Raw genomic sequence first — 21,202 nt, forward strand, 5'->3', positions numbered from 1 at the left:
CAAAACTTAATTACGAATTACGTTAGCGCAGCGTTAGCGAGTCATCGAGCGTCATTACGAATTACGAATTGTCTTAACGTTGAGTCTGTAATCTTTTCATTTCGTATTGCACATCTAATGCAATTTGTAATGCTTCATTGAGTAACCTTCCATGTTCAGTAGCCTCCTCTGTTACTTGCATAGCTGTTAAAGTTGCTAAATTGTTGACAAATAGTTCTGTATTACTCAGGATAAAATTCTTATTCTCTCTCAAAATTCTTTCTGTCTTTAAAGCGCGAACTAAATCAGCTTTGGTGAGTTGAAGTGCTTCGATTACATCCTCTCTTTCCTTTATAATCACTTCTGGATTACCAGCTTCTTCTATTTGATCGTTGATATCTATAACTCTAATAACAGTATTATATCTATTAACCTCATTTAACAGTATTTGCAGAGATTTTGTCATATTAGCTTTAACAAACTTACTTCTAGTTTTCCAGATAAAATATAAGATGCTTTGCGTCAAACCACCAACCCACAGATTTAAGACAATTAATAATATCCATGATGGAATTGTTATCCACGTAACAAAAATTTTAATAATGATATCAAATAAAATATAGACGAAGACGAATGTAGAAAATCCAATAAAAACTACAGTTGCGCCTTCAGAGCTTTTAAGTTTTTGTATATATATATTGGCTAATCTCTTGAGAGGATTTGTAATGATTAAAAGTTCCCCATTGACAGGTAAATTAGTCAGCTTTTGCAGATCGTTCTGACTAATTTCCAAGCCCTGTAAATCATCCCGCACAGCTTTTAAACCCTTGCCAGAATAGTTATTTAATCTAATATAGCAATCAAATTTCTAGAATGCTGGCATTTTGTCTAAACTTTTTCGTGCAAGTTAATACTTATAGGCAATGTCAATATTTTTGTACAATATGATACTATTTTACCAAGATAACTATTTACAGCATAATTCATAATTTTGAGTTCAGGAGTAAAACACGCTTTATACCTGGGTAACAGATTTAGGTTGTGTATCTCACTAACTTTAAATCTGCTGTCTACTATAGTAATCCCAAATCATTCGTGAGAAACAAGATTCTCGACTTATTTAATAAATCGGGCATCTGCGGGTTGTAATTCTCACAGAATAAATCGGATTGCTATGTAATAGTCAGGATAAAAAACAAATTAATTGCCTGTAAATAGATCGCAAGGCAACAGGTTCTTGTTCTGGAAAACGGTCATTTAATAATGGAAAAGTCCGTTTTTGCGGAGTTTATTTTTTGAGTTATAAATAATCATGTCTCAGTCGTTACATTAACTTAGCTTTGGAGAAGGTTGTTTCTGTTTTGAAACACTAGGCTGAGGGTTTAAAAATGGTGGGATAGGGCAGTCTAGCGTCATGGCGATCGCTCTGAGTAAATCTGCTTCTGAAGGAGTAACTTTGTTATCTAATAGTACCGTGTGGGCGCAAGCATCAACAATAGCTTGTTTGAGTTTGGGAGTGGCAAGACGCAAACGCTCAATACTTTTTTTGAGTTCAGTGAAATTACAGCTTAGTGGTTTTTCTGGTTTTTCTTGCTCTCCAGCTTTGGGGAGTCGAAAAACTCCAGAACGAAAAGCATAGGCGATGTCTTCAGTGGACGCATCCGGTTGGGAGTGTCCCACACGGGCAATTACGGACAATATTAATAGACTATCTGGCCAAATCTGTTCGATGGAAGTGAATTCTACCGTTGTAGTAGATGCAGGATTTATACTAGGTTGAAGACGATGCCACAGTATTAACTGCAACACAAAATGCCACAGCGATAAACTTCCGGTGGCTACAATTAAACCGTGGATGCATTTGCATAGCCTTTGGCATTCTTTGGCAGAGTTTTGGCGCAATATAGGCACTGCCAAATCCACAAGTGGCAAGCGAATTCTGGAGTCTAACTGGCTAATTTCGTTACTTAATTCCAAGGTTTTCTCTACCAAATCAGCAGGTTGTACCTCTCGTAACCAAGCAATCTGACGTTCTTGAATTTGGAGATTTTCCGTATCTAACGCTAGCGCCAAAGCGATCGCCATTGCACTTTGTTGCTCTCGCGCACCCAAACGCAAAGATTCTGGTAACTGCGATAACAGCGCTTGAGCATGGGCAAAATGCTCTGGTGTAACGCTGCCAACTTGGTTTACAACCTGTGATGGCGTGGCGTTAGAACCACCAGCAAAGCCCATTGTTAGGGATTCTTGGGAAGGGGAACGCATTTGATTGCGAGATGGCATTGCTGCTAAATTGCTGACGTTCAAACCCCCAACACGGCGGATACGTTCTGCTAAGGGTGGGTGGGTAGAAAAAATATCTTCCCAGAAAGAGGGGTTGAGGGCATTGCCAAAAAACATGTGGCTAGAGGCTTCTGCACCCGATGATATTAACCGTGAATCCATCTGTTGGAGTTTTTGAAAGACTCCGGTAAGTCCGTTGGGGTTGCGAGTGAACTGTACGGCTGAAGCATCGGCGAGAAATTCGCGTTGGCGAGAGACGGCGGCTTTAATCAAGCGTCCGCAAAGTAATCCGATACCGCCAATTGCCATTAGTGCCAAACCAAACGCCCAGATAGGTAAACCCTTGTCTTCTTTTCCGAAGCGGAAGCTACCGCGAAGGCGCAACAGCAATTCCCCAGTTAAATAAATGAACAAAATCCCATGCAGTAGTCCCACTAAACGCAAATTTAGCCGCATATCTCCATTGAGAATATGACTGAATTCGTGGCCGATGACTCCTTGTAGTTCATCCCGACTCAGGTGTTCTAAAGTTCCACGAGTAACTCCAATTACAGCATCATTGGGCGTAAATCCGGCAGCAAAGGCATTAATGCCGGTTTCTCTGTCGAGGAGATAAACTTGTGGAACGGAAATACCAGAAGCGATCGCCATTTCCTCGACAATATTTAATAGTTGTCGCCCTTGTTCGTCGGCCATTTCTGGTAGCAGGAGTCTTCCTCCTAACTCTTGGGCAATTACGCTTCCGCCCTGGCGGAGACAAGCAATTTTGTACAGACTTCCGATTGCGATCGCAATTATTGTAATCCCAGCTACGTAGAGAAATAACGCTGGATGCCACCAAACACGAGGAGCCATGCGAAACAGAAATAAACTGGCAATATAAATTGCCATAATCATGACTGCGATCGACAGGGAAAATAACCCAATTAATTGTTGCGTATTTTGGCGTGCCCGATCCTGATGTTCAAAGAAATTCATAGACACCTAAAAAGACACGCGTGGAGCATTTCTGATTTCTGGAGTAGCTTCGGGGAGCAATTCTGCAACAGTAAAGTTAAATGTATTTGCCACCAGGTTGCTAGGGAAAGATTCGCTCTTGGTGTTGTAAAGTGTCACTGCGTCATTAAAAGCCTGACGGGCAAAAGCAATCCGGTTTTCAGTGGAAGATAATTCTTCCATTACCTGAGTCATGGCGCGATCGGCTTTCAATTCTGGATAAGATTCTGAAAGTACCATCAACCGACTTAACGCACCCGTCAGCGCCCCTTCAGCATTACCCAACTGTTGCATCGCTTGGGGATCTCCAGGATTTTGGGCGGCACGACTGCTAGCATTAATTGCAGAGTTTCGGGCGGCAATAACTGCTTCTAAGGTTTCTCGCTCATGTTTCATGTACCCTTTAGCAGTTTCCACCAAGTTGGGAATTAAATCATAACGGCGCTGTAATTGAACATCGATTTGAGAGTAAGCATTTTTGTAACGGTTCCGATACTTAACTAAATCGTTGTAACTATTAATGATAATTACAGCAACAATGGCAACCAAAGCAACAGAAAATATTAAAAACCCCATATTTTTAGATTATTTCCATCAGGTACTTACTTTTTTGCAGATTTACCAATCACGGTAATTCTTATATCCAGCAGAATTTATGTGGATATAAAGATGAGTCTACTTGTCGCAAGTTGGCTTCGTCGTCTGTAAAATTAGTTACGCAAGTTTACTGATGTAGGATTTTTTAAATAACCGCAGAGGCGCAGAGAACGCAGAGTGAAATAAATTAAAGTTTGTAGTAAGGACTTTAGTCCTGATAATCCTTGCTCTGAGCGATAAATCGCTCACTCAAACTAAGAGTTTATTTTATTGTATTTAATTATGTCTACCTACTTATCATCTCTCTTTTCTCTGTGTACTCTGCGCCTCTGTGGTCGATTAAAAATTCTAGCCAGATATGTCACCCATGAATCTGCATAAATAGGGAATAACCACTGACAGCAAAAATAAAAAGGATGGCGGCAGGAAAAATTACTACGTCCCTGACAATAAATAAAATCCAATCTTTTCTTAGTTCTTCTTTAAACTTGAGTTCTCGCAGTTTTCGCTCAAGTTCTACGTCTTCTTCTGACTGCAAGTTGACAGGTGGCAAAATTAGCGGATTATCGCCTTTGCTGGCAATTCTTTTTGATAAATCTGTTATATCTGTCATGCCGTTGAGATACTGATATTACTTAGTGTCTCATAAAAAAGAGCCAGAGAGTTAGTTCTCTGGCTCAAAGCTGGAGACAAAAGAATCATCAAATAAAGGCTAACTTGGGTAAGAACCTAAATTCTTCCCAGGTTATGCAGCCCTAAAATAGTGCCCACACCTAAGATATGGCCAAAGGCAGCACTTGCTAAAAAGGCTGGTAAACCAAAATTACCAAGGAAATTACCTGAGGGTAGTTTTGGTTCTGCGTTGGGATACTTGATGCTAGATTTGCCAAAGGCAATGGCAACGATATTAGCAATAATCATAATCAGTCCAACTGTAGGACTCCATTGCAGAGGTGTAGTTGCAGCAGCGAGTAAGGTTGAAGTCAACACCTAGATTTGCTCCTGAAATTTATTAATGGTTGAAAACATAATCTGAAACTTTCCGAAGCAAATTCAATAAATTACCCGATTTTGCATCAATATTTAACAGTTATTCTTACTACTTAATAAAATATGAGTTCAACGCAGCGATCTGAACTGTGGTAGCTAGTTTGAATTTCAATATCCGAAAAAAGCAACCTAATAGTCTTAATTTATACTTGCATAGCAGTGATTATGATGAAATTATTTCAATGCATCCATAGCAATTTGTGCAGGAGTTACGAATAAAAAGATCCTGACTTTTTGAAGGATATAGCTGAAGTCAGAAATTTAAGGAGCGGATTCACCTTTTGGTAGATTTAGACAGAATCATCAAAACTGTATATTTGGATGGGATAACACATAATTTGCCGCAAAACCTCATGCTAAATCAGTAATTTCAAGATCGACAGATGAAATTTTGATTTAATTCTAGTTAATTTGTTCCTTAAGTTCCTCAAAAGCCATGACATCCCCTGAGCCTCAAACTGATTTTGGAGAAAAAGCTCCACAAACGTCATTTGAGCCACCTTCTGGAAAACGGCGGTGGCTTTGGTTGAGTTTAGCCGCGCTCCTATTGTTAGGGGGCGGAGCAACTCTAGTCTGGCGTTTACTCACTCCACAAAATTCAGCACCTTCAACTGCTAACGCTCAACCTCAAGGGGTAAGAGTCAAAATATCAACAGTACAAAGCGGCATAATTGAGGAAAGTTCAGATTTTATTGCTAGTCTAAAATCCCTGCGCTCAGTCACGCTCCAGCCAAGGATGCAGGGTCAAGTTACCCAGATACTTGTTAAATCAGGAGATCCAATCGTCGAAGGAGCAGCAATTCTCCAAGTAGATCCTACACGACCAGCAGGTATCAGTGGAAGCAATACTGTGCCTCAAGCATTTTTAGTGCAACTGGCAAATGCCCGCGCTACACTCAAATCTTTAGAAGCAGAACGACCATCCTACGTTGCAAATGTGCAATTGTACCAGCAGAACTACGAAAAGTTTGTCAGCCTAGCTGAACAAGGAGCTGTGTCTCGACAGACTAGCAATCAGTTTGCTAATAGGCTGGCCAATGCTAAGACTAGTCTGGATGCAATAGATTCCAGGATTCAAGCACAACGAGCCGCCATCTTACAGGCTGAAAAATCTTTGCAGCAATCTAATGTAAATACTCAAACACAACAGCCCCAGTCTGACAAAATTACCGCTCCTTTTAGTGGCACAGTTGGCAACATCCCTGTGAAAGTGGGTGATTTAGTTAATACTTCTACACCATTAGTTAATATCACGCAAAATCGGCCTTTAGAAGTGAATATCTCTGTACCACTACAGCAAGGGCCTCAATTGCGTAAGGGTATGCCAGTAGAGGTGATGAACACACAAGGTCAAAAGCTTGGTAGAAGTAGGATATTTTTTATTGCACCCAATGCCAGCAATGAAACACAAACGATATTGATTAAAGCACTTTTTGACAACACTAACGGTCAGCTACGTGCAGATCAATTAGTCAGAGCTAGAGTGTTCTGGAATCAACGCCCCGGAGTTTTAATTCCCACAACAGCAATGACTCGTGTCGGTGGGGACACTTTTGTTTATGTAGTTGAAACAGAGACATCTCCCCAAGGTGTATCTCAACAAGTAGCTCGGCAAAGACGAGTGAAGCTAGGCGAGATTAAAGGTAACAATTACCAAGTTATTGAAGGATTACAGCCAGAAGATAAAATTATTATTTCAGGGTTGCTTAATCTTAGGGATGGTGTTGCGATCGTTCCAGAATTTTAATTAAGGGGAGTAGAGAGGAGGAGCAGGAAGAAGTTTCAATCTTGTCTCCTACCAATCTTCACCCAAGAGTGTTTACTATAGCGATCGCTCTTTGTTGGAGAACTTGTAAAGTAGTCTCTAGGTGTCTATCTATGCAATACACTCTGAACTTACTTCTATTCTTTTCTCCTAAAAAGAAAGCATTCATGACATTTTAAGATATAACTCGTTTTGTCAATAGTGATTACGCTGTAAATTATCTATGCTATTGAGTATCTCATTAAGCTTTATACTAAATTTTATGGCAAGGATGAACGATGCTTTTAAATATGCGTAGGCGTAGCTAGTCTTGTCTATGAAACGCTATGTGAAGGCATCGCAGGCTGGAAATTTGCGTTTGCAACCTCGATTTTGATTAAATTTAATCACCACTACTTATTGGTGACAGGTTAATGACCTTAACCTGTCACCAATGAGTAAAAGTAAGCAATTACTTGATTACGTAACAGAGGTAAACAATTATGTCAGTGAAAATCATCCAATCTAAGTGCGGTTTAGTTTTAACTTGTTTACTTGGACAGACAATGTTGTTGGCTGCGCCAGTACAAGCTGGAGTGGAGGGCAAAAGCTACGATGTCAATGTTAATTCGAGTCAGGGAGATAATTTTACTGCTTGTTTTGAATTTAACGCCAATGGTAGCAGCCTTAGTTTTGGTAGAATGGATGCTACTGCTACTTATAGCCGTACAAATCTAGGTCGGGATCAGAGAAATTGGCAAGCAGTAACAAATCCAAATTCAGAAGAAAGTATCGCACTTAGCGGTCAAGTAAAAAGAGACTTGGTTCCAGATCGGAGAATAAGTGGTAATGCTATTAATTCCAAAGGCACTACTTATACATTTAATGGAACACTCTTATCTGAGCCAACATGTCCAATTGAGAATGAATCCGAGATAGGTTCAGAAAATCCCTTCTTCAAATAATTTAATCTACGCAGATATGATAAACCAGATAAGCTTTTGGTTAACGAAGACAGACAATTTATAAAAGATGTTGGGCACGTATCCTCACCTTTTGCAAAGTATTTTCATTTCTCCCGCCTGAGAGTTACTTGAATTCGCTGGCGGGATTTTGGCTGGAATGAAGTCGGCAGTTTTAGCAGCGATCGCTAAATTTAACCTTAGTACAGTACCTTTAACAATAGATAATCACTTTAGTTAACCAAAATTAAACTCGATTTAATCTATGGCATCTTTGACAGGGAAGGTTGCAATTATCACTGGTGCATCGCGGGGAATTGGACGAGCGATCGCACTAAAATTAGCTGGTAACGGCGCATCTATTGTCGTTAACTATGCGGGGAATGCAGGCAAAGCACAAGAAGTTGTTGCAGAAATTGAAAAGTTGGGAGTAGAAGCGATCGCTATCCAAGCTGATATTAGCAAAGTACCCGACATCCAACGGTTATTTGAGCAAACACTTGAACGCTTTGGCAAACTCGATATTTTGGTCAATAATGCCGGAATCGCCTTCTATAAACCAATTACTCAAGTGACAGAAGAAGATTTCGACGCGATTTTTGCCATTAACGTCAAAGGCACTTATTTTACTTGCCAGCAAGCGGCGCAACACATGTCAGAAGGAGGACGGATTATCAACTTTTCCTCATCTACTACAGTGATGATGCTGCCAACTTATAGTGCCTATGTAGGAACTAAGGGTGCTGTTGAACAAATCACGCGGGTACTAGCTAAAGAATTGGGTGCAAAAGCGATCGCAGTTAATGTTATTTCTCCTGGCCCCACCGATACAGAATTATTCCGAGAAGGCAAAACACAAGAACAGATAGATCGTTTAGCCCAAATGGCTGCTTTTGGCAAACTGGGAGATGTGCAAGAAATCGCCGATGTAGTAGCGTTTCTCGCTAGCGACGAAGCTAGGTGGATCACTGGGCAAAACATCCGTGTCAACGGTGGAATCGCGTGAGGAAAACCGAGTTTAGGATATATTAACTGTCCGGTAATTTACCCAGGATAGCAAGTGGTAGGATGGCGGTTGATAACTAATGCAGTACACGAACAAGGGGGCAGAATTTTTTTGCAACTTTGGCATTCTGGGAGAGTTTCTCACTCGGCTTTACTTGGTGGAGAATTTCCAGTTGCTCCTAGTAGTCTGTCAAGAACTAGTTGACGGATAAATTGCTTGTGGAGACGGCGATTTATCGCGTCTCTATAACCGTCAAAATGAATTTGACAGACTACTAGTGCGATCGCAGGGATTGGCTCACTCCACACACCCATAGGTAAAGTATCGTTGGAAACTCCCCGCGCTTTAGAAACCCCAGAAATTTCCGAGATTGTCGAGCAATTTTGCGAATCCTGACTTACCAGAATGTTTAGAACTTAACGCACATTTAAACGATCCAGATCCAAAAACATTTTATCGTAAATCAAGGGGTTTTAAACCCCTACGTCTACACGTAGCGCGGAGCCGCTCCGCCTCAGATCAGTTTCAGTCGGGGTTTAAATCCCCGTCTGAAAATGTCTTTAATTTTGAATTTTGAATTTTGAATTGTTAAGCCCCTGACGCTACAGGATACATTATCCATTTTTAGAACTCAGACAAATTAAAGCAATCACAGTCATCTCTAAATCAAAAATATAATTTGTCAGATGCACAATTTTTCGGTTTTATAATTGTCCAAGTAGGAGAACACAGCCGTGCTAGCTTCCGATTAAAACGGATTGCCAAATATGGAATGACAAAGTTTGTATAAAGCATTTATAACTTATACAAGTAACGGCTGATTATCCGGTTGTAGAGTTTGTGCTTTTGCACTAAATATCACTTATCAGGCATTAAAAAATTATGGATTTGTCCAACTTTACTACACTTCAAAACTTAGAAGCTGCCTTCGGTGGTGAATCGATGGCAAATAGTAAGTATCTGTTTTTCGCTGAGGTGGCGCGTCAACTTGGGTTTACAGACTTGGCGAAACTTTTTAAAGAAACAGCAGATCAAGAAACTGAACACGCTTTTGCACATTTTAAGTTACTACATCCAGAACTTGTGGTAGAAGATGCAGCTGCTTTAACTGATGAACAAAAGCGGGAAATTGTATCTCGCTGTTTATCTTTGGCAATTGAAGGCGAGACTTACGAATATACTACAATGTATCCAAAGTTTGCCGCAGATGCGCAACGCGATGCCTACGGCGGGCAGAGCCAACGCAATAATCCGGCAGCTGAAGAATTTCTCAAACAAGCTCAAGAATCTACCGATCATGCCAATACATTTCGAGAAGCTGCTCACCGTTTTGGCTTGTTAAAATTCATCGAAAATTATCACGCCGATCGCTACACTGAAGCCTTAGATGTCTTAAACGGTGGACAAACAGCAACCAGAGTTGCTGGTGAAGATCCTAAAACTCGGAAATGGATTTGTAAACAATGCAGCATGATTTACGATCCCGTTGCTGGCGATCCTGATTCGGGAATTGCGCCTGGTACACCTTTTGAAGAAATTCCTGAAGACTGGGAATGTCCCATTTGCGGTGCTAGCAAAAAAACCTTTAAACCATTTGAGGAAAAAGTTGCAGCTTAAGACGACAATCAAGTAGGCAATCTTTTTTAGCAAATAAACGCGAAGCGTCTCTTGGGATGCTTCGCGTTCATAATTAATTCTTTATACACAGGATCTTATCATGCATTCACCACAAGACAACAGTCAATTTGAACGACAGAAACCAGTTTATCTACAGCTAAATTTTCAGATTGTTTGTGCAGTTGTACTAATTGCTGTTATTGGAGTTTCTAGCGTGACTCCTGCTTTTCCTAAGTTAGCTAAAGATTTAAATATTAAACCGAAAAATTTGGGTTTGTTAATTACAGCATTTACATTACCATCTCTTATTTTAGGGCCAATTATTGGTATTCTTGCCGATAGATTGGGCAGAAAAATAATTAGTAGTGTGTTTTATGCCGCGACTGGTTTTGCTGTTTTGATATTTTTTGTGTTTAGGTATTGCACTTGTAGGTAATTTGTAATTCGTTTAGGAAGTAAGAGTCTTCTCAATCCGACGATCGGGGATCAGCCAGATGATTGCGACTAAAACGTACAATGCACAGGCAAACCATGAGTTCATTAAGGCAAGTGGAATTGCCACAGCATAGACAACTACTGATACTTTTCCTTTGAAGTCTTCACCAACTGCGATCGCTAGAGTCGAATCCTTGCCGTGGTAAGAAATTAGGATGCGGGTAAGAATGAAGTAAGCGATCGCAGCCAACAACAACACCGTACCATAAAGGGCAACTGGCATCGCGGCAAAGTGATTCTCGCCCATCCAACCAGTGACGAAGGGTATTAGCGACAACCAAAACAGCAGATGCAAATTGGCCCAAAGGATACGCCCATTAACCTGTCGGACTGCTTGTAGTAGGTGATGGTGATTGTTCCAGTAGATGCCGATATAAATAAAACTCAACACATAGCTCAGAAATACCGGGATTAATGGACGTAGCGCAGCTAAATCGAACCCATGCGGCACTTTGATTTCTAGCACCATGATAGTGATGATGATGGCAATCACCCCATCGCTGAATGCTTCTAATCTCCCTTTTCCCATGTACGCATTCCTTTTCTATTTGCTTGATAGTTAAGTTGTGACACCCTGTACTTTATCGTACCAAGTAGTTGCCATTGATGAAAATTATCGGCGGGCTACGCCAACGCAAAAGCCAAATAAATTTTTAATTCTCACTTGCCAATTTCCGCCGTAATTCCCGAATAGCAGCGCTAGTATTGCGCTCGTAGGCAATTTTTAGAGACTCTGTGACTACTTCTGACACATTGATGTTAGGGAAATAACGGCTACTGGTTTCAACAGTGTAGCGATCGCCTTGCAATCTGTAAATTACAAGCTGGTTCTTCCTAAACAACCAAACTTCTGGTACTCGATAAGGTAGGTAGTCATTGACATCGGTGTAGCTAGTGATGTCTATCTCCACTACCAAATCGGGTGATGGATCGACACCCCAATTAATGCGATCTTTACCTGCAATCGCTTCCCAGTTTTCAATATAAAAACAGTAGTCTGGTTCTATACCACTTTCCTGTGGTAGTTCCATTGTGATTGGGGTAAATGCCTCGTATTCTCGTCCCAGATGATCGAGCAAAACTTTTACTACATCTGCAATTACACTTACTTTGCGCCCATGTTCTGGTAGTGGTGCCATCAAGAGAATTTCTCCATCTCGATACTTGATACGAGGCGAAGAGCGATCGCCTAGTTGTTCATTGAGTGCTTGATAATCTTGCCAACTTCCAGGTAGGCGTACTACCGCACCTGGGGGCAAATGGATTGTATCGGGTGTGACAACAGCAAACATACGACTGATACCTCCACCTTAACTTAACCTTTAACCATGTAACCTTTTATCTACTGATGCTAATTTAATGATACGGCTTTGCAATCCTTTTGCTGCTATATAAAATTCGCCAGAACTAGGCGCATTATTATGTAATTCTATCCCCATAATGTTATATTTTATTAATAAAGCACTCCATTGTTGAATAGAAAATAAATTAATTTCTTCAGGGAGGCTTAAAAATTCTTTATTATATTTATTTGAGTGATATATCAACAAAATATTTAACCACTTGGTAGCATTAAGTAATTCCTCTGGATTATATAGACCAAAAGCGCACGATGCTTCAATGGAACTAATACAATTACTATAAATTTCTTGTAGTTTTTCCCTAACCCATTGTTGTCTTTCTCTATCTCTTTGAGAGCGGATAGTGATTACGGTCGTGGTTAAGGCTGATACACCAGCAACAAAAGCTGAAATAGTACCAACAATAACGGCAATCAATACAGGATATTTTGTTAGTAAATCAAATAGCTCTGACATAATTTATTTTGAACTGTCCAGACGAAATGGAGATTTTACTCTGACAGAAGCAGAAGGTAAACCTTTGCATTTATCGGGGGTAGTTTGATCTTACCAATTGACCACTCCCTACTCCTAAATTACTAGAGTGAAGAAAAAATGTTGGATTGGATGACAGATTACTACAACGAGATTGTTGATTACTAACCAGAGTTCTGTCAGGCAGCACAAGGCCCTCCTACTTTACCTTACTTAATTTCTGTAATGTTTTAAATATCAATTGCTGCGGCTGAAGAATACAGCAGCCATAACAATTAAACCTAAAAGTGCTAGAGGAACCCAGAGATTAGGAAAATCAGACAAACTCATAAAGGACTTCCAAATAAATACCAGTTTGAAAAATAATTGCTATAGATTAATTCACACCAAGTCAGATGTACTAAGGCGATTCCTAATCCAAAATTCGATCAGTAGGGTGTGTTAGGTGGAACTCGTAACGCATTGCAATAGACAGTTGCTACTTGATAAATCAACTTTTAGGTAAACCTTTTTTTCACTTCCTCAGCTAAATTTTCTAGTAGCACTTCTACTTGCTCGCCTGTTTTCAAATCTTTGAGCGATGACTTTTGCGCTGCTGCTTCTTCAGAACCAATAATTACGCAAAATTGAATTCCTTGTTTGTCTGCTAATTGAAATTGTTTACCCAAGGGACGCTTATCAAAGCTAGTTATAACATTAATTCCCGCCTGACGCAGATGTTGAGAAACTTTTAAATAAGTGGGCATTAAATCTTCTTGCATATTCATTACCATCACTTGGGCTGGTGTAGTAGCTAAGGTATTTAGAATACCAGCTTTTAACAAGCGACTAATTAAGCGAGTTAAGCCGATAGAAATACCGACACCAGGCATTTTTTCACCCAAAAATACCCCGACTAATTCTTCATATCTCCCGCCAGAACAAATACTGCCTAAAGCTTCATGTCCTAATAGAGTTGTTTCGTAAACTGTGCCGGTATAGTAATCAAGACCACGAGCAATAGATAAATCAATACAGAAACGGTTTTCGGCAACACCGAGATTACGCACTCCAGCAATTACCGTTTCTAATTCGGTAACTCCTAAACTCAATTGCTCGGTTTCTGGCAGATTTTGGGCGAGGTGCTTGAGCTTATCTAAAACTTCATCAACTGAACCGTCTATTTTGATAAACTCAATAATTTTTTGTGATTGTTCGGCTGCAATTCCTTCTTTTTCTAAATCTTGTTTTACTTTACTTTCACCAATCTTTTCTAGAGTATCAACAATACCAATACAAGATTTTATTTGATTTTCGGCAATACCCAATGATTTAAAGAAACCAGTAAGAACTTTTCGGTTATTGATGCGAATCAGAAAATCACCAATATTAATTGCTTCAAATATCTCAGTGATAATTGCAGGCATCTGAGCATCATAGAGCAAGCTGAGTTCGCGACGAGCAACTACATCAATATCACACTGGCGAAACTGGCGAAAACGCCCATCTTTCGCGCGTTCTCCCCGAAAAACTACATCTGTTTGATAACGGGCAAAGGGAAAGGTTAATTCATTCAGGTGGCGGGCAATATACGCCGCTAAAGGAACTGTTTGATCGAACTTCAAAGCTCTTGCTTCCGAACCTGTTTCGCCCGATTTATCTCTTTCGGCTTGTCGATTTGGTGGCAATATAGGATTAATTCCATAAATGATATTATCGCCTTGATTCCCTTTAGCTTGCAGGACTTCTAAACGTTCTACAGCAGGTGTTTCGATGGGCGTAAATCCATAGCTTTCAAAAACTTTACGGATGATATCTAGCAAATATAATTCTAGACGCTTTTCGCTAGGAAGAAATTCTGGAAACCCGCTAGGAGTAGAAAAGTTTATTTTGTCACCTTTGGCCATGCGTGTACCTTACTAAGTTGAGATTGGAGATGAAAGCTTAACGACTGGAAGCCGTGGCTACACAAACAAAGTCCGCACTTCTTCTCTACGAGACGCTGCGCGAACCACAGGCTCAGTGACCACCTGCGCGGACTGGAGAATAATGAGTGTTTATCTTTGAGGGGAGAAATTACTATCTTACCCGTTCTTCTTGAATTAGGGTGCGTTGAAAGATTTGATTGTTTTTAAACCAATGCCAAGTGCGGGCACGATTGTTATTATCAGGACTAATGTAAATCATTTCATATAAGCTCATTTCTGGGTTTGTCTTATAACTAAACCACAAAATAACAATCGAATCATCTGCTTCCCAGGCTTTTCCGTCTATGCGATCGGTGTCAAACCAAAGTTTATTATCTTTATAGATTCCTGGAAATTCATATTCTTCTCGTTTCCCATCAGACCATTTGTAGCGATTGATTTGGTAGTAGGGATGAGGGCCATTTTCTGGAAATTGACAAGTTAAGTGAGATTCATACTTGTCGAGGATTTTTCCTGTTGTATCAATTAATGTATAAGTTCCTACCCAATCTCCTTCATGACGGGCAAGCACGGGCATTCCTTCTCGAATATTTGACATTGTAATTCCCCTCTCAACAACCTTAGGTAAAAACAACCGTTTGAGCAGGTAAGCAGTGCTTACTCTACAAAAACTGCTGAATGTTAGCATTAACATTGTAAGTCGATACAATGGTATTGCGATCTGAGACAATGGCATTGTAAGCCGATGCATTACACTGCTCTTAAAAATATTACCTTCTGTTTGTTGAGCGTAGTCGAAACACTGTCTCCTGCCTCTTGACTCCTTCAAACTTCATTATTAAACCACCAAGGGTCATTAGTAGCGTTAGTTTTGATCAAAATAGCTTTTTTTCGCATGAACCGTTTCAGCGCTGCCGCACCCATACGCGAACCTCCCAAACCAGAGAATTTAAAGGCGTTTTTCTCTCCTTCGTGCATGATGGCGGTGAGTCCAGCATCGTTGATACTAATAGCACCTGCATCTATTTGATGGGCAACTTCTAAGGCTTCTGTTTCCGAGGCAAATACAGCAGCACTTAATCCATAAATTGAATCATTGGCTAAAGACACCGCTTCCTCAACTGTGGAAAAAGGCATTATTGGCATAATGGGGCCAAAAGTCTCTTCGGTCATCACTTTCATGGAATGATTGACCTGGGTAAGCACTGTTGGACGACACCACCAACCCCCACCTAAATCCTCTATTACACCGCCGCAGTGAATTACTGCTCCTTTTTCCACTGCATCTAGAAGATGATCGCTAATAATGGCTGCTTGTTTTTCGGCGATGATGGGGCCAATTTCTCCACTTTCGACTGTGGGATAGGCTAGCTCAAGGCGATGTGCTTTGGCTACTAGTTGATGGTAAAACTTTTCAAATATAGAGTCTGCAACATAAATTCGCTCAATTGAGAGGCATGACTGTCCGGTGTTGACGACGGAACCCCACAATATTGCTGAGGTTGCTAATTCTAAGTTGGCTGATTCTAAAACGATCGCAGGATCTTTTCCTCCTAATTCCAAAAAAGCTGGAATAAACTGTTTTGCAGCCGCCTGTGCAACTTTTCTCCCCGTGGCTACACTGCCTGTAAAGCATACTAAATCTACATTTTCAATCAAAACAGATCCAGTTTCGCCTGCTCCTTCCACAAAAGTTAAAACATCGCGCAATTCGGGAACGGCGTTGAGTGCTGTTTTGAGTGGTGCTACGAAGCGGGGAGCGATTTCACTGGGTTTGACAATGACAGCACAACCCGCCAATAATGCCGGGATGGTATCAATGGTAGACAGTAACAGCGGAAAATTCCACGGACTAATTACCCCGACTAGAGGATAAGGAGCGGATGTTTGTTGTAAAGCAATAAACGGAATGGCTGTATTTTTTGCCGATTCTTGCAGCAATTCCGGTGCTAGCCGACACCAGCGATCGATGCTTGAGAGGAAAGAGTCTATTTCTAATACCGAGGTTGACAATCTTCCGGTATCATTTACCAAAGCTTCTGTAAGGCGATCGCGTTCAGATAATATCGCCTGTTTCCACTGCTGTAAGGCTTCAATTCTCCCCTCTAAGCCCAACTCTTGCCAGCGAACTTGTGCCCGGCGCGTGCGCTTACATTGCTGTACCACCAACCTTGGAGGTGGCGGGATAATTACGTAGTCAAATTTGCCAGTTCGGGGATTGCGGACTTCTATTGTTTTTGTCATTTGTCATTGGTCATTAGTCATTTGTCAAGAGTTATCTATTCTTTATTTCCCCATGCTCGATGCCTAATGCCCCATTCCCAAATTCAAATTATGCCCAATTGGGTTAAACGCTCAATGGTGGCTTGCTGTGTTTGCAGGAAATGTTTGCGGTCTACTTCTCCTTCCAGCATAGTATTAGCGGGGTAAAAGTGTGATTGGCGATAACTTTCGGCGTATAGTTCAAATCGCTGGCGGGAAAGTAAATTATTTAACCCCGGTCGGCGGCGATCGCGGCGTAATGCTGGTAAATCAATCTCTGCAAATGCTGCCATACTTTCGCCTGCACCTGTTTCTGCTAATACGATTCCGCGATGGTCAATGATTTTAGAGCCACCATCAGCTGAAGCAATGGGGATGGCAATATTAGCGATGCCTGCGGTATTAGCTGAAACTACATAAGCCAGATTTTCGACGGCCCGAGTGATTTTTGCCGCGTCTTTGGGCGTGAGGTTTTTGTTGTATACTTCCGAAGTGGAATGGACAAAAATCTCTGCTCCTCGCATCGCCAAGCACCGCGCTACTTCTGGATACAAAATTTCTTCTGATGCTAAAGCAGCCAAATTACCGATCGCAGTTTTGGCAACGGGGAAAACTCCTTCTAAGCCATAGCAGTCAAGATATTTATCCCAAACATCATGGGGAGTGGGAGCAAATAAGGAATTTAGCCGCCGATACCGCAAGACGATTGAGCCAGAGGGGTCAAGAATAAAGCAGGTTTGAAAGTACAATCCGGGAAAGTTGGGGTCAACTTCGTAGGCGTTACCTGCTAAAAATATTTTATGCTTTTGGGCAATTTTACCCAGCGCCTCATACTCAGCACCAGCCATTTCTATACAGGCTTTTTCTGCCCACCCTGCTAGAGTATCTCCCATTGGGAAACCAGTCAGGAAATATTCTGGCAGTACAATTAAACGACAATCAAAGCCTATGAAAGCGATACTGGCAGCAATTTGTTGAGCTAGGCGGTTAATGGAGTTTTGCATGAGCGATCGCGCTTCGTGGCGATTGCTGGTTTGATTGACTGCATGACAGGTAACTTGCAGTGCCAAAGCGCGGAATGATTCTAGATTAGTGGGCATAGGGTATGGGACTAAGGACAAATGACCAATGACAAATAACTAATTTAGAGAATGCGATCGCCACCCCAGAGCGATCGCACAAGTTTCTCTGTCAATTCCGAGCCAAACATCTGTGCAGCAAATTTATTACCTGGATCGCGTTCAGCACTGATTCGGCGGAGCGCCAAATCACGAGCAGCTAAAGCCGTGCGTGCATCTTCTGGCACCGGTTCAGCTGCATCTACCCAAGTAAGCCAGCGATCGAGTGTTTCGTGTGCAAGTGTGCGAGTTAGTTCGAGAGTTTCCAAAGTAGGTGCGCCTGTGTAGCAAAGACTAACGGGCGATTGAAATAAGCGAATATACGCACTTTTGCTGGTAAATACCTTGAGCCGCGAATCTTCCTGTAACTTTAAGAATATTTGATTAACTGGCTCATAGTAGCGATCTAGAGATGCCAAATCGGTTAAAAGCTCAGTCCGAGGAATGTAATCTATATAAAAGAAAATATTTGGAAGTGTGCCAAACTCGAAGGCCAAATGAGGAACCTGAATATGGGACTTCAACCAAGTAGTGAGACGCATAGTCCCAAAGTTTGATTTTTCCGGGTTTCCCAACCACGAATGCACTAGCCAGTCAATTTCTTTCCCAGAAAAAGCGGTTAGCGAACCCTTCATATTGCCATCAAGACTGCTGTATTGCTGTAAATTTTCTACAGAAGGGTCTGGATGTAACTGAAAACGAGCCTCTAATTTTTGGCGGAGTTCCTTTGTAATCTTCCACAACTGCTCAAATACAGCTTTATTATCTAAATCAGTTGGTTGTTGAGTCATGGTTTGAGTTTGCAGTTTTTCTATAAACTTTATATTTAGTTTGACACTTTCCGGTATCTAATTCGTTACTTGTATCGAACAACGCATTCATCGAACTCAAGACTGTGAGAAATAGTCCATCAACAAAGCGCGATCGAGCTATTGCAGCAACATCTTTTTTCATAGCAGAGTTACAGCAATTTATCTCAGTCGATGATTCTTCATTTAGATGCTTTTGCCCTTAGCACAAGCTTCAGTGATAATACTGTAATTTTATGTAAAATTATTTTTTATATACTTAATTATAAAAATAAAAATAATTTTGTTGAGAATTATAGACAAATGAGAAGAAAAACAAATATTAATAAGTTAGTTGTTTGATTATAAATATACAGAATATGGATTTTGATTTAAATAAAGCTTTTCAAATAGATATCGCTCAAATGAATTTAAAAAAAGCACATTCATTAGTATTTAGGTTACATGGTGAGCCGAAAATGCCTTTTGTCATTTGGTTGTTAGAGAATCCTAATAGCATAATGGCTTTACCTGGAAAAATTAATCTGCTCCATCATGATTATATTCACATACTTTTAGATAGAGGAATTTCTTCTCAAGATGAAGCCTTTGTCATAGGATTTACAATGGGCAATGACTTAAAGACTAATCAGCTACATTTATTCATCTATCAATTCTTTGCTAAATTTATCTATCCAGTTCCTTATAATTTTTCAAAATTAGACTTTATGAGTTTTAAGTTAGGATTTATTTATGGCAGAAAGATTAAAGTCAAACAAATAAATGAAATTAACTTTGAAAATTACCAAAATGAAACCATAGGATTTTTAAGAGATTTTTTCGGTATCAATATTGATGAGTCTAAACTGATGCAAGAGTATTAATAGCGGCAATACCGAATTAAAACATATCTAAAAAATAGTATTAAAATGCACCTACTTTATAAACTGAGATTTGCTTCCTCTCAACTAATAACTGTAACAGTACTACTTACTCTGCTCTTATTCATTCCTCAAGTTTGGCTCAACTTGGAAGCATATTATAACTTCAATAGCATTACTAAAAATGAATTTAAACTTCAAATATTAAGTGATGAAATTACTTATTTTGATGAAGTACTAACTATGTCAGCCCGCATGAATGCTGCTACAGGAAACACTATTTGGGAACAACGATATCGCCAATTTGAACCTAAGCTTGATATTGCTATTCAAGAATCGATTAAACTAGCTCCTAAAGCATATAAAAATGAGGATGCCAAGAAAATTGATGCTGCTAATCAGCATCTGGTGACAATGGAATATCAATCTTTTGATTTAGTTAATAAGAATCAAAAAGAGACAGCACAACAACTACTTTTTAGCCGTAAATATGAAACTCAGAAGCAAATTTATGCTGATGGGGTGATGAAAAGAAAGTCTAATATATCACTGGAATTACAGCAGAAGGTTGATGAATATTATCAAAGAATCCTATGGGCAATTTCGGAGTCCATTATAAGTTTAGCAATGTTGATTCCGGCATGGCTTTTAGTATTGCATTTATTACAGCAATACTTAAAAGCTAAAAAATTTGCTCAAGCCGCTTTAGAAGAAACGAATTATCGATTGGAAATGCAAGTTACGGAGAGAACGGCAAAATTAAAACATAAAAATGTTCAGCTACAAAATACACTGCAAGAATTGCAACACACTCAAGTACAACTTATTCAAACTGAAAAAATGTCTTCATTAGGTCAGCTAGTTGCTGGTGTTGCTCATGAAATCAATAATCCAGTTAATTTTATTTATGGTAATCTGATACATATTAGAGAATATAGCCAGCAATTACTAACTTTAATTAAACTGTATCAGCAACAATGTTCTAGTGAGAAATCAGAAATAACTACTCTAATTAATGAGATAGATTTAGAGTTTATTGTTGATGATATGCCGAAAATCTTATCATCAATGGCAGTTGGTACTGAACGGATTCGCGAAATTGTGCTAACTTTGCGTAACTTCTCGCGCCTTGATGAAGCAGAAATGAAATTTGTTGACATTCATGAAGGAATTAATAGCACCCTATTAATTTTACAGTATCGTTTCAAAGAAAATCATAAACAGCAGGAAATTGCAATTATCAAAGATTATGGAAATTTGCCTCTTGTTGAATGTTATGCAGGAGGGTTAAATCAGGTCTTTATGAATATTCTCAGTAACGCTATTGATGCTTTACATCAACGGGAAGTAGAATATTTAAAAGGAGATATTGAAAGACAGCTTAATTCTATTATTATCCATACTCAAGTTCAAAATGAAGAGTATGTAATTATTAGTATAAAAGATAATGGTTTAGGAATAACTAAAGAAGATCAGAATAGATTATTTGACCCTTTCTTTACTACTAAACCTATAGGTAAAGGTACTGGCTTAGGATTATCTATTAGTTACGAGATTATAGTGGAAAAACATCAAGGAAAAATTAAGTGTATTTCTGTACCTGGTAAGGGTACAGAGTTTATCATTGAGATTCCTATCAAGCAGACGCGTTCAATAGTTAGGCATTGACAGAGAGCCATCTT

At 39.9% G+C, this 21,202-nt stretch carries 21 protein-coding genes and 1 pseudogene; 8 read left to right on the plus strand and 14 right to left on the minus strand.

Features of this window, described 5'->3' with window-relative positions; translation table 11 throughout:
- Window positions 1-73 precede the first annotated feature (73 nt).
- From V7K84_RS16205 to psaK, 5 genes are all read right to left on the minus strand, one after another.
- Complete coding sequence (locus tag V7K84_RS16205; protein ID WP_334839460.1) at window positions 74-793, minus strand: hypothetical protein; 720 nt, start codon at window positions 791-793, stop codon at window positions 74-76.
- A 515-nt stretch (window positions 794-1,308) separates the two neighbouring features.
- Window positions 1,309-3,240, minus strand: coding sequence for a M48 family metallopeptidase (locus tag V7K84_RS16210; protein ID WP_334839462.1), 1,932 nt, complete (start codon window positions 3,238-3,240; stop codon window positions 1,309-1,311).
- A 6-nt stretch (window positions 3,241-3,246) separates the two neighbouring features.
- Entirely contained in the window at window positions 3,247-3,834 is a 588-nt protein-coding gene (locus V7K84_RS16215; RefSeq protein ID WP_334839464.1) for a LemA family protein, read from the minus strand.
- Between the two features lie 382 nt (window positions 3,835-4,216).
- Window positions 4,217-4,468 (minus strand): hypothetical protein, encoded by a 252-nt coding sequence (locus V7K84_RS16220; RefSeq protein WP_334839465.1) that lies wholly within the window; start codon window positions 4,466-4,468, stop codon window positions 4,217-4,219.
- Between the two features lie 116 nt (window positions 4,469-4,584).
- Window positions 4,585-4,845: a photosystem I reaction center subunit PsaK gene (gene psaK, locus V7K84_RS16225; protein ID WP_099101704.1), complete on the minus strand. Its 261-nt coding sequence runs from the start codon at window positions 4,843-4,845 to the stop codon at window positions 4,585-4,587.
- Window positions 4,846-5,341: 496 nt separating this feature from the next.
- On the opposite strand from psaK, the gene V7K84_RS16230 reads away from it, so the two are divergent.
- The 6 genes and pseudogenes from V7K84_RS16230 to V7K84_RS16255 all read left to right on the plus strand — a co-directional run bounded on the left by V7K84_RS16230 (window position 5,342) and on the right by V7K84_RS16255 (window position 10,670).
- Entirely contained in the window at window positions 5,342-6,652 is a 1,311-nt protein-coding gene (locus V7K84_RS16230; RefSeq protein ID WP_334839467.1) for an efflux RND transporter periplasmic adaptor subunit, read from the plus strand.
- Window positions 6,653-7,152: 500 nt separating this feature from the next.
- A complete protein-coding gene (locus V7K84_RS16235) occupies window positions 7,153-7,614 on the plus strand; it encodes a hypothetical protein (RefSeq protein ID WP_334839469.1) in 462 nt (153 codons plus the stop codon).
- Window positions 7,615-7,876: 262 nt separating this feature from the next.
- Entirely contained in the window at window positions 7,877-8,617 is a 741-nt protein-coding gene (locus V7K84_RS16240; protein ID WP_334839471.1) for an SDR family oxidoreductase, read from the plus strand.
- A 51-nt stretch (window positions 8,618-8,668) separates the two neighbouring features.
- Window positions 8,669-9,001, plus strand: a pseudogene (locus V7K84_RS16245) (hypothetical protein); the annotation flags it as partial.
- 498 nt (window positions 9,002-9,499) lie between these two features.
- Window positions 9,500-10,234, plus strand: coding sequence for a rubrerythrin family protein (locus tag V7K84_RS16250; RefSeq protein WP_334839472.1), 735 nt, complete (start codon window positions 9,500-9,502; stop codon window positions 10,232-10,234).
- A gap of 100 nt (window positions 10,235-10,334) precedes the next feature.
- Entirely contained in the window at window positions 10,335-10,670 is a 336-nt protein-coding gene (locus V7K84_RS16255; protein ID WP_334839474.1) for an MFS transporter, read from the plus strand.
- Window positions 10,671-10,682: 12 nt separating this feature from the next.
- Here V7K84_RS16255 and V7K84_RS16260 read toward each other — a convergent pair whose 3' ends face one another.
- The 9 genes from V7K84_RS16260 to V7K84_RS16300 all read right to left on the minus strand — a co-directional run bounded on the left by V7K84_RS16260 (window position 10,683) and on the right by V7K84_RS16300 (window position 18,805).
- Window positions 10,683-11,258 carry a TMEM175 family protein gene (locus V7K84_RS16260; protein WP_334839475.1) on the minus strand — a complete coding sequence of 192 codons (576 nt, stop codon included), beginning with the start codon at window positions 11,256-11,258 and terminating at the stop codon, window positions 10,683-10,685.
- A gap of 124 nt (window positions 11,259-11,382) precedes the next feature.
- Entirely contained in the window at window positions 11,383-12,021 is a 639-nt protein-coding gene (locus V7K84_RS16265) for a Uma2 family endonuclease (protein ID WP_334839476.1), read from the minus strand.
- A gap of 30 nt (window positions 12,022-12,051) precedes the next feature.
- Window positions 12,052-12,546, minus strand: coding sequence for a hypothetical protein (locus tag V7K84_RS16270; protein ID WP_334839478.1), 495 nt, complete (start codon window positions 12,544-12,546; stop codon window positions 12,052-12,054).
- A gap of 515 nt (window positions 12,547-13,061) precedes the next feature.
- Complete coding sequence (hisS, locus tag V7K84_RS16275; protein ID WP_334839480.1) at window positions 13,062-14,450, minus strand: histidine--tRNA ligase; 1,389 nt, start codon at window positions 14,448-14,450, stop codon at window positions 13,062-13,064.
- A gap of 172 nt (window positions 14,451-14,622) precedes the next feature.
- The gene (locus V7K84_RS16280) at window positions 14,623-15,069 is read right to left on the minus strand and encodes a DUF3598 family protein (RefSeq protein ID WP_334701486.1); all 447 of its coding nucleotides are present in this window, start codon (window positions 15,067-15,069) and stop codon (window positions 14,623-14,625) included.
- A 227-nt stretch (window positions 15,070-15,296) separates the two neighbouring features.
- Entirely contained in the window at window positions 15,297-16,715 is a 1,419-nt protein-coding gene (locus tag V7K84_RS16285) for an aldehyde dehydrogenase family protein (RefSeq protein WP_334839481.1), read from the minus strand.
- Between the two features lie 83 nt (window positions 16,716-16,798).
- Window positions 16,799-17,833, minus strand: coding sequence for a nitrilase-related carbon-nitrogen hydrolase (locus V7K84_RS16290; protein ID WP_334839483.1), 1,035 nt, complete (start codon window positions 17,831-17,833; stop codon window positions 16,799-16,801).
- A gap of 44 nt (window positions 17,834-17,877) precedes the next feature.
- Window positions 17,878-18,642 carry a red chlorophyll catabolite reductase gene (locus tag V7K84_RS16295; protein ID WP_334839485.1) on the minus strand — a complete coding sequence of 255 codons (765 nt, stop codon included), beginning with the start codon at window positions 18,640-18,642 and terminating at the stop codon, window positions 17,878-17,880.
- A complete protein-coding gene (locus tag V7K84_RS16300; RefSeq protein WP_334839487.1) occupies window positions 18,623-18,805 on the minus strand; it encodes a hypothetical protein in 183 nt (60 codons plus the stop codon). Before V7K84_RS16300 ends, V7K84_RS16295 begins: the two co-directional genes overlap by 20 nt.
- Window positions 18,806-19,019: 214 nt before the next feature.
- Between V7K84_RS16300 and V7K84_RS16305 the strand changes: the two genes are divergently transcribed.
- Together V7K84_RS16305 and V7K84_RS16310 are read left to right on the plus strand one after the other, a co-directional pair.
- Entirely contained in the window at window positions 19,020-19,523 is a 504-nt protein-coding gene (locus tag V7K84_RS16305) for a hypothetical protein (RefSeq protein WP_334839489.1), read from the plus strand.
- Window positions 19,524-19,568: 45 nt separating this feature from the next.
- A complete protein-coding gene (locus tag V7K84_RS16310) occupies window positions 19,569-21,188 on the plus strand; it encodes a sensor histidine kinase (protein ID WP_334839491.1) in 1,620 nt (539 codons plus the stop codon).
- The last annotated feature ends 14 nt before the right edge of the window (window positions 21,189-21,202 follow it).

Source organism: Nostoc sp. (genome assembly GCF_036917315.1).
Taxonomy (GTDB): domain Bacteria; phylum Cyanobacteriota; class Cyanobacteriia; order Cyanobacteriales; family Nostocaceae; genus Nostoc.

Excerpts from the sequence above, each read along its gene's own strand:
- V7K84_RS16250 (WP_334839472.1), top strand. The coding sequence starts at position 9,500 with ATGGATTTGTCCAACTTTACTACACTTCAAAACTTAGAAGCTGCCTTC.
- V7K84_RS16305 (WP_334839489.1), top strand. The coding sequence starts at position 19,020 with ATGGATTTTGATTTAAATAAAGCTTTTCAAATAGATATCGCTCAAATG.
- V7K84_RS16230 (WP_334839467.1), top strand. The coding sequence starts at position 5,342 with ATGACATCCCCTGAGCCTCAAACTGATTTTGGAGAAAAAGCTCCACAA.
- hisS (WP_334839480.1), bottom strand. The coding sequence starts at position 14,450 with ATGGCCAAAGGTGACAAAATAAACTTTTCTACTCCTAGCGGGTTTCCA.
- V7K84_RS16265 (WP_334839476.1), bottom strand. The coding sequence starts at position 12,021 with ATGTTTGCTGTTGTCACACCCGATACAATCCATTTGCCCCCAGGTGCG.
- V7K84_RS16285 (WP_334839481.1), bottom strand. The coding sequence starts at position 16,715 with ATGACAAAAACAATAGAAGTCCGCAATCCCCGAACTGGCAAATTTGAC.
- V7K84_RS16295 (WP_334839485.1), bottom strand. The coding sequence starts at position 18,642 with ATGACTCAACAACCAACTGATTTAGATAATAAAGCTGTATTTGAGCAG.
- V7K84_RS16260 (WP_334839475.1), bottom strand. The coding sequence starts at position 11,258 with ATGGGAAAAGGGAGATTAGAAGCATTCAGCGATGGGGTGATTGCCATC.
- V7K84_RS16235 (WP_334839469.1), top strand. The coding sequence starts at position 7,153 with ATGTCAGTGAAAATCATCCAATCTAAGTGCGGTTTAGTTTTAACTTGT.
- V7K84_RS16310 (WP_334839491.1), top strand. The coding sequence starts at position 19,569 with ATGCACCTACTTTATAAACTGAGATTTGCTTCCTCTCAACTAATAACT.
- V7K84_RS16210 (WP_334839462.1), bottom strand. The coding sequence starts at position 3,240 with ATGAATTTCTTTGAACATCAGGATCGGGCACGCCAAAATACGCAACAA.
- V7K84_RS16280 (WP_334701486.1), bottom strand. The coding sequence starts at position 15,069 with ATGTCAAATATTCGAGAAGGAATGCCCGTGCTTGCCCGTCATGAAGGA.
- V7K84_RS16300 (WP_334839487.1), bottom strand. The coding sequence starts at position 18,805 with ATGAAAAAAGATGTTGCTGCAATAGCTCGATCGCGCTTTGTTGATGGA.
- V7K84_RS16215 (WP_334839464.1), bottom strand. The coding sequence starts at position 3,834 with ATGGGGTTTTTAATATTTTCTGTTGCTTTGGTTGCCATTGTTGCTGTA.
- V7K84_RS16240 (WP_334839471.1), top strand. The coding sequence starts at position 7,877 with ATGGCATCTTTGACAGGGAAGGTTGCAATTATCACTGGTGCATCGCGG.
- V7K84_RS16270 (WP_334839478.1), bottom strand. The coding sequence starts at position 12,546 with ATGTCAGAGCTATTTGATTTACTAACAAAATATCCTGTATTGATTGCC.
- V7K84_RS16220 (WP_334839465.1), bottom strand. The coding sequence starts at position 4,468 with ATGACAGATATAACAGATTTATCAAAAAGAATTGCCAGCAAAGGCGAT.
- V7K84_RS16255 (WP_334839474.1), top strand. The coding sequence starts at position 10,335 with ATGCATTCACCACAAGACAACAGTCAATTTGAACGACAGAAACCAGTT.
- V7K84_RS16290 (WP_334839483.1), bottom strand. The coding sequence starts at position 17,833 with ATGCCCACTAATCTAGAATCATTCCGCGCTTTGGCACTGCAAGTTACC.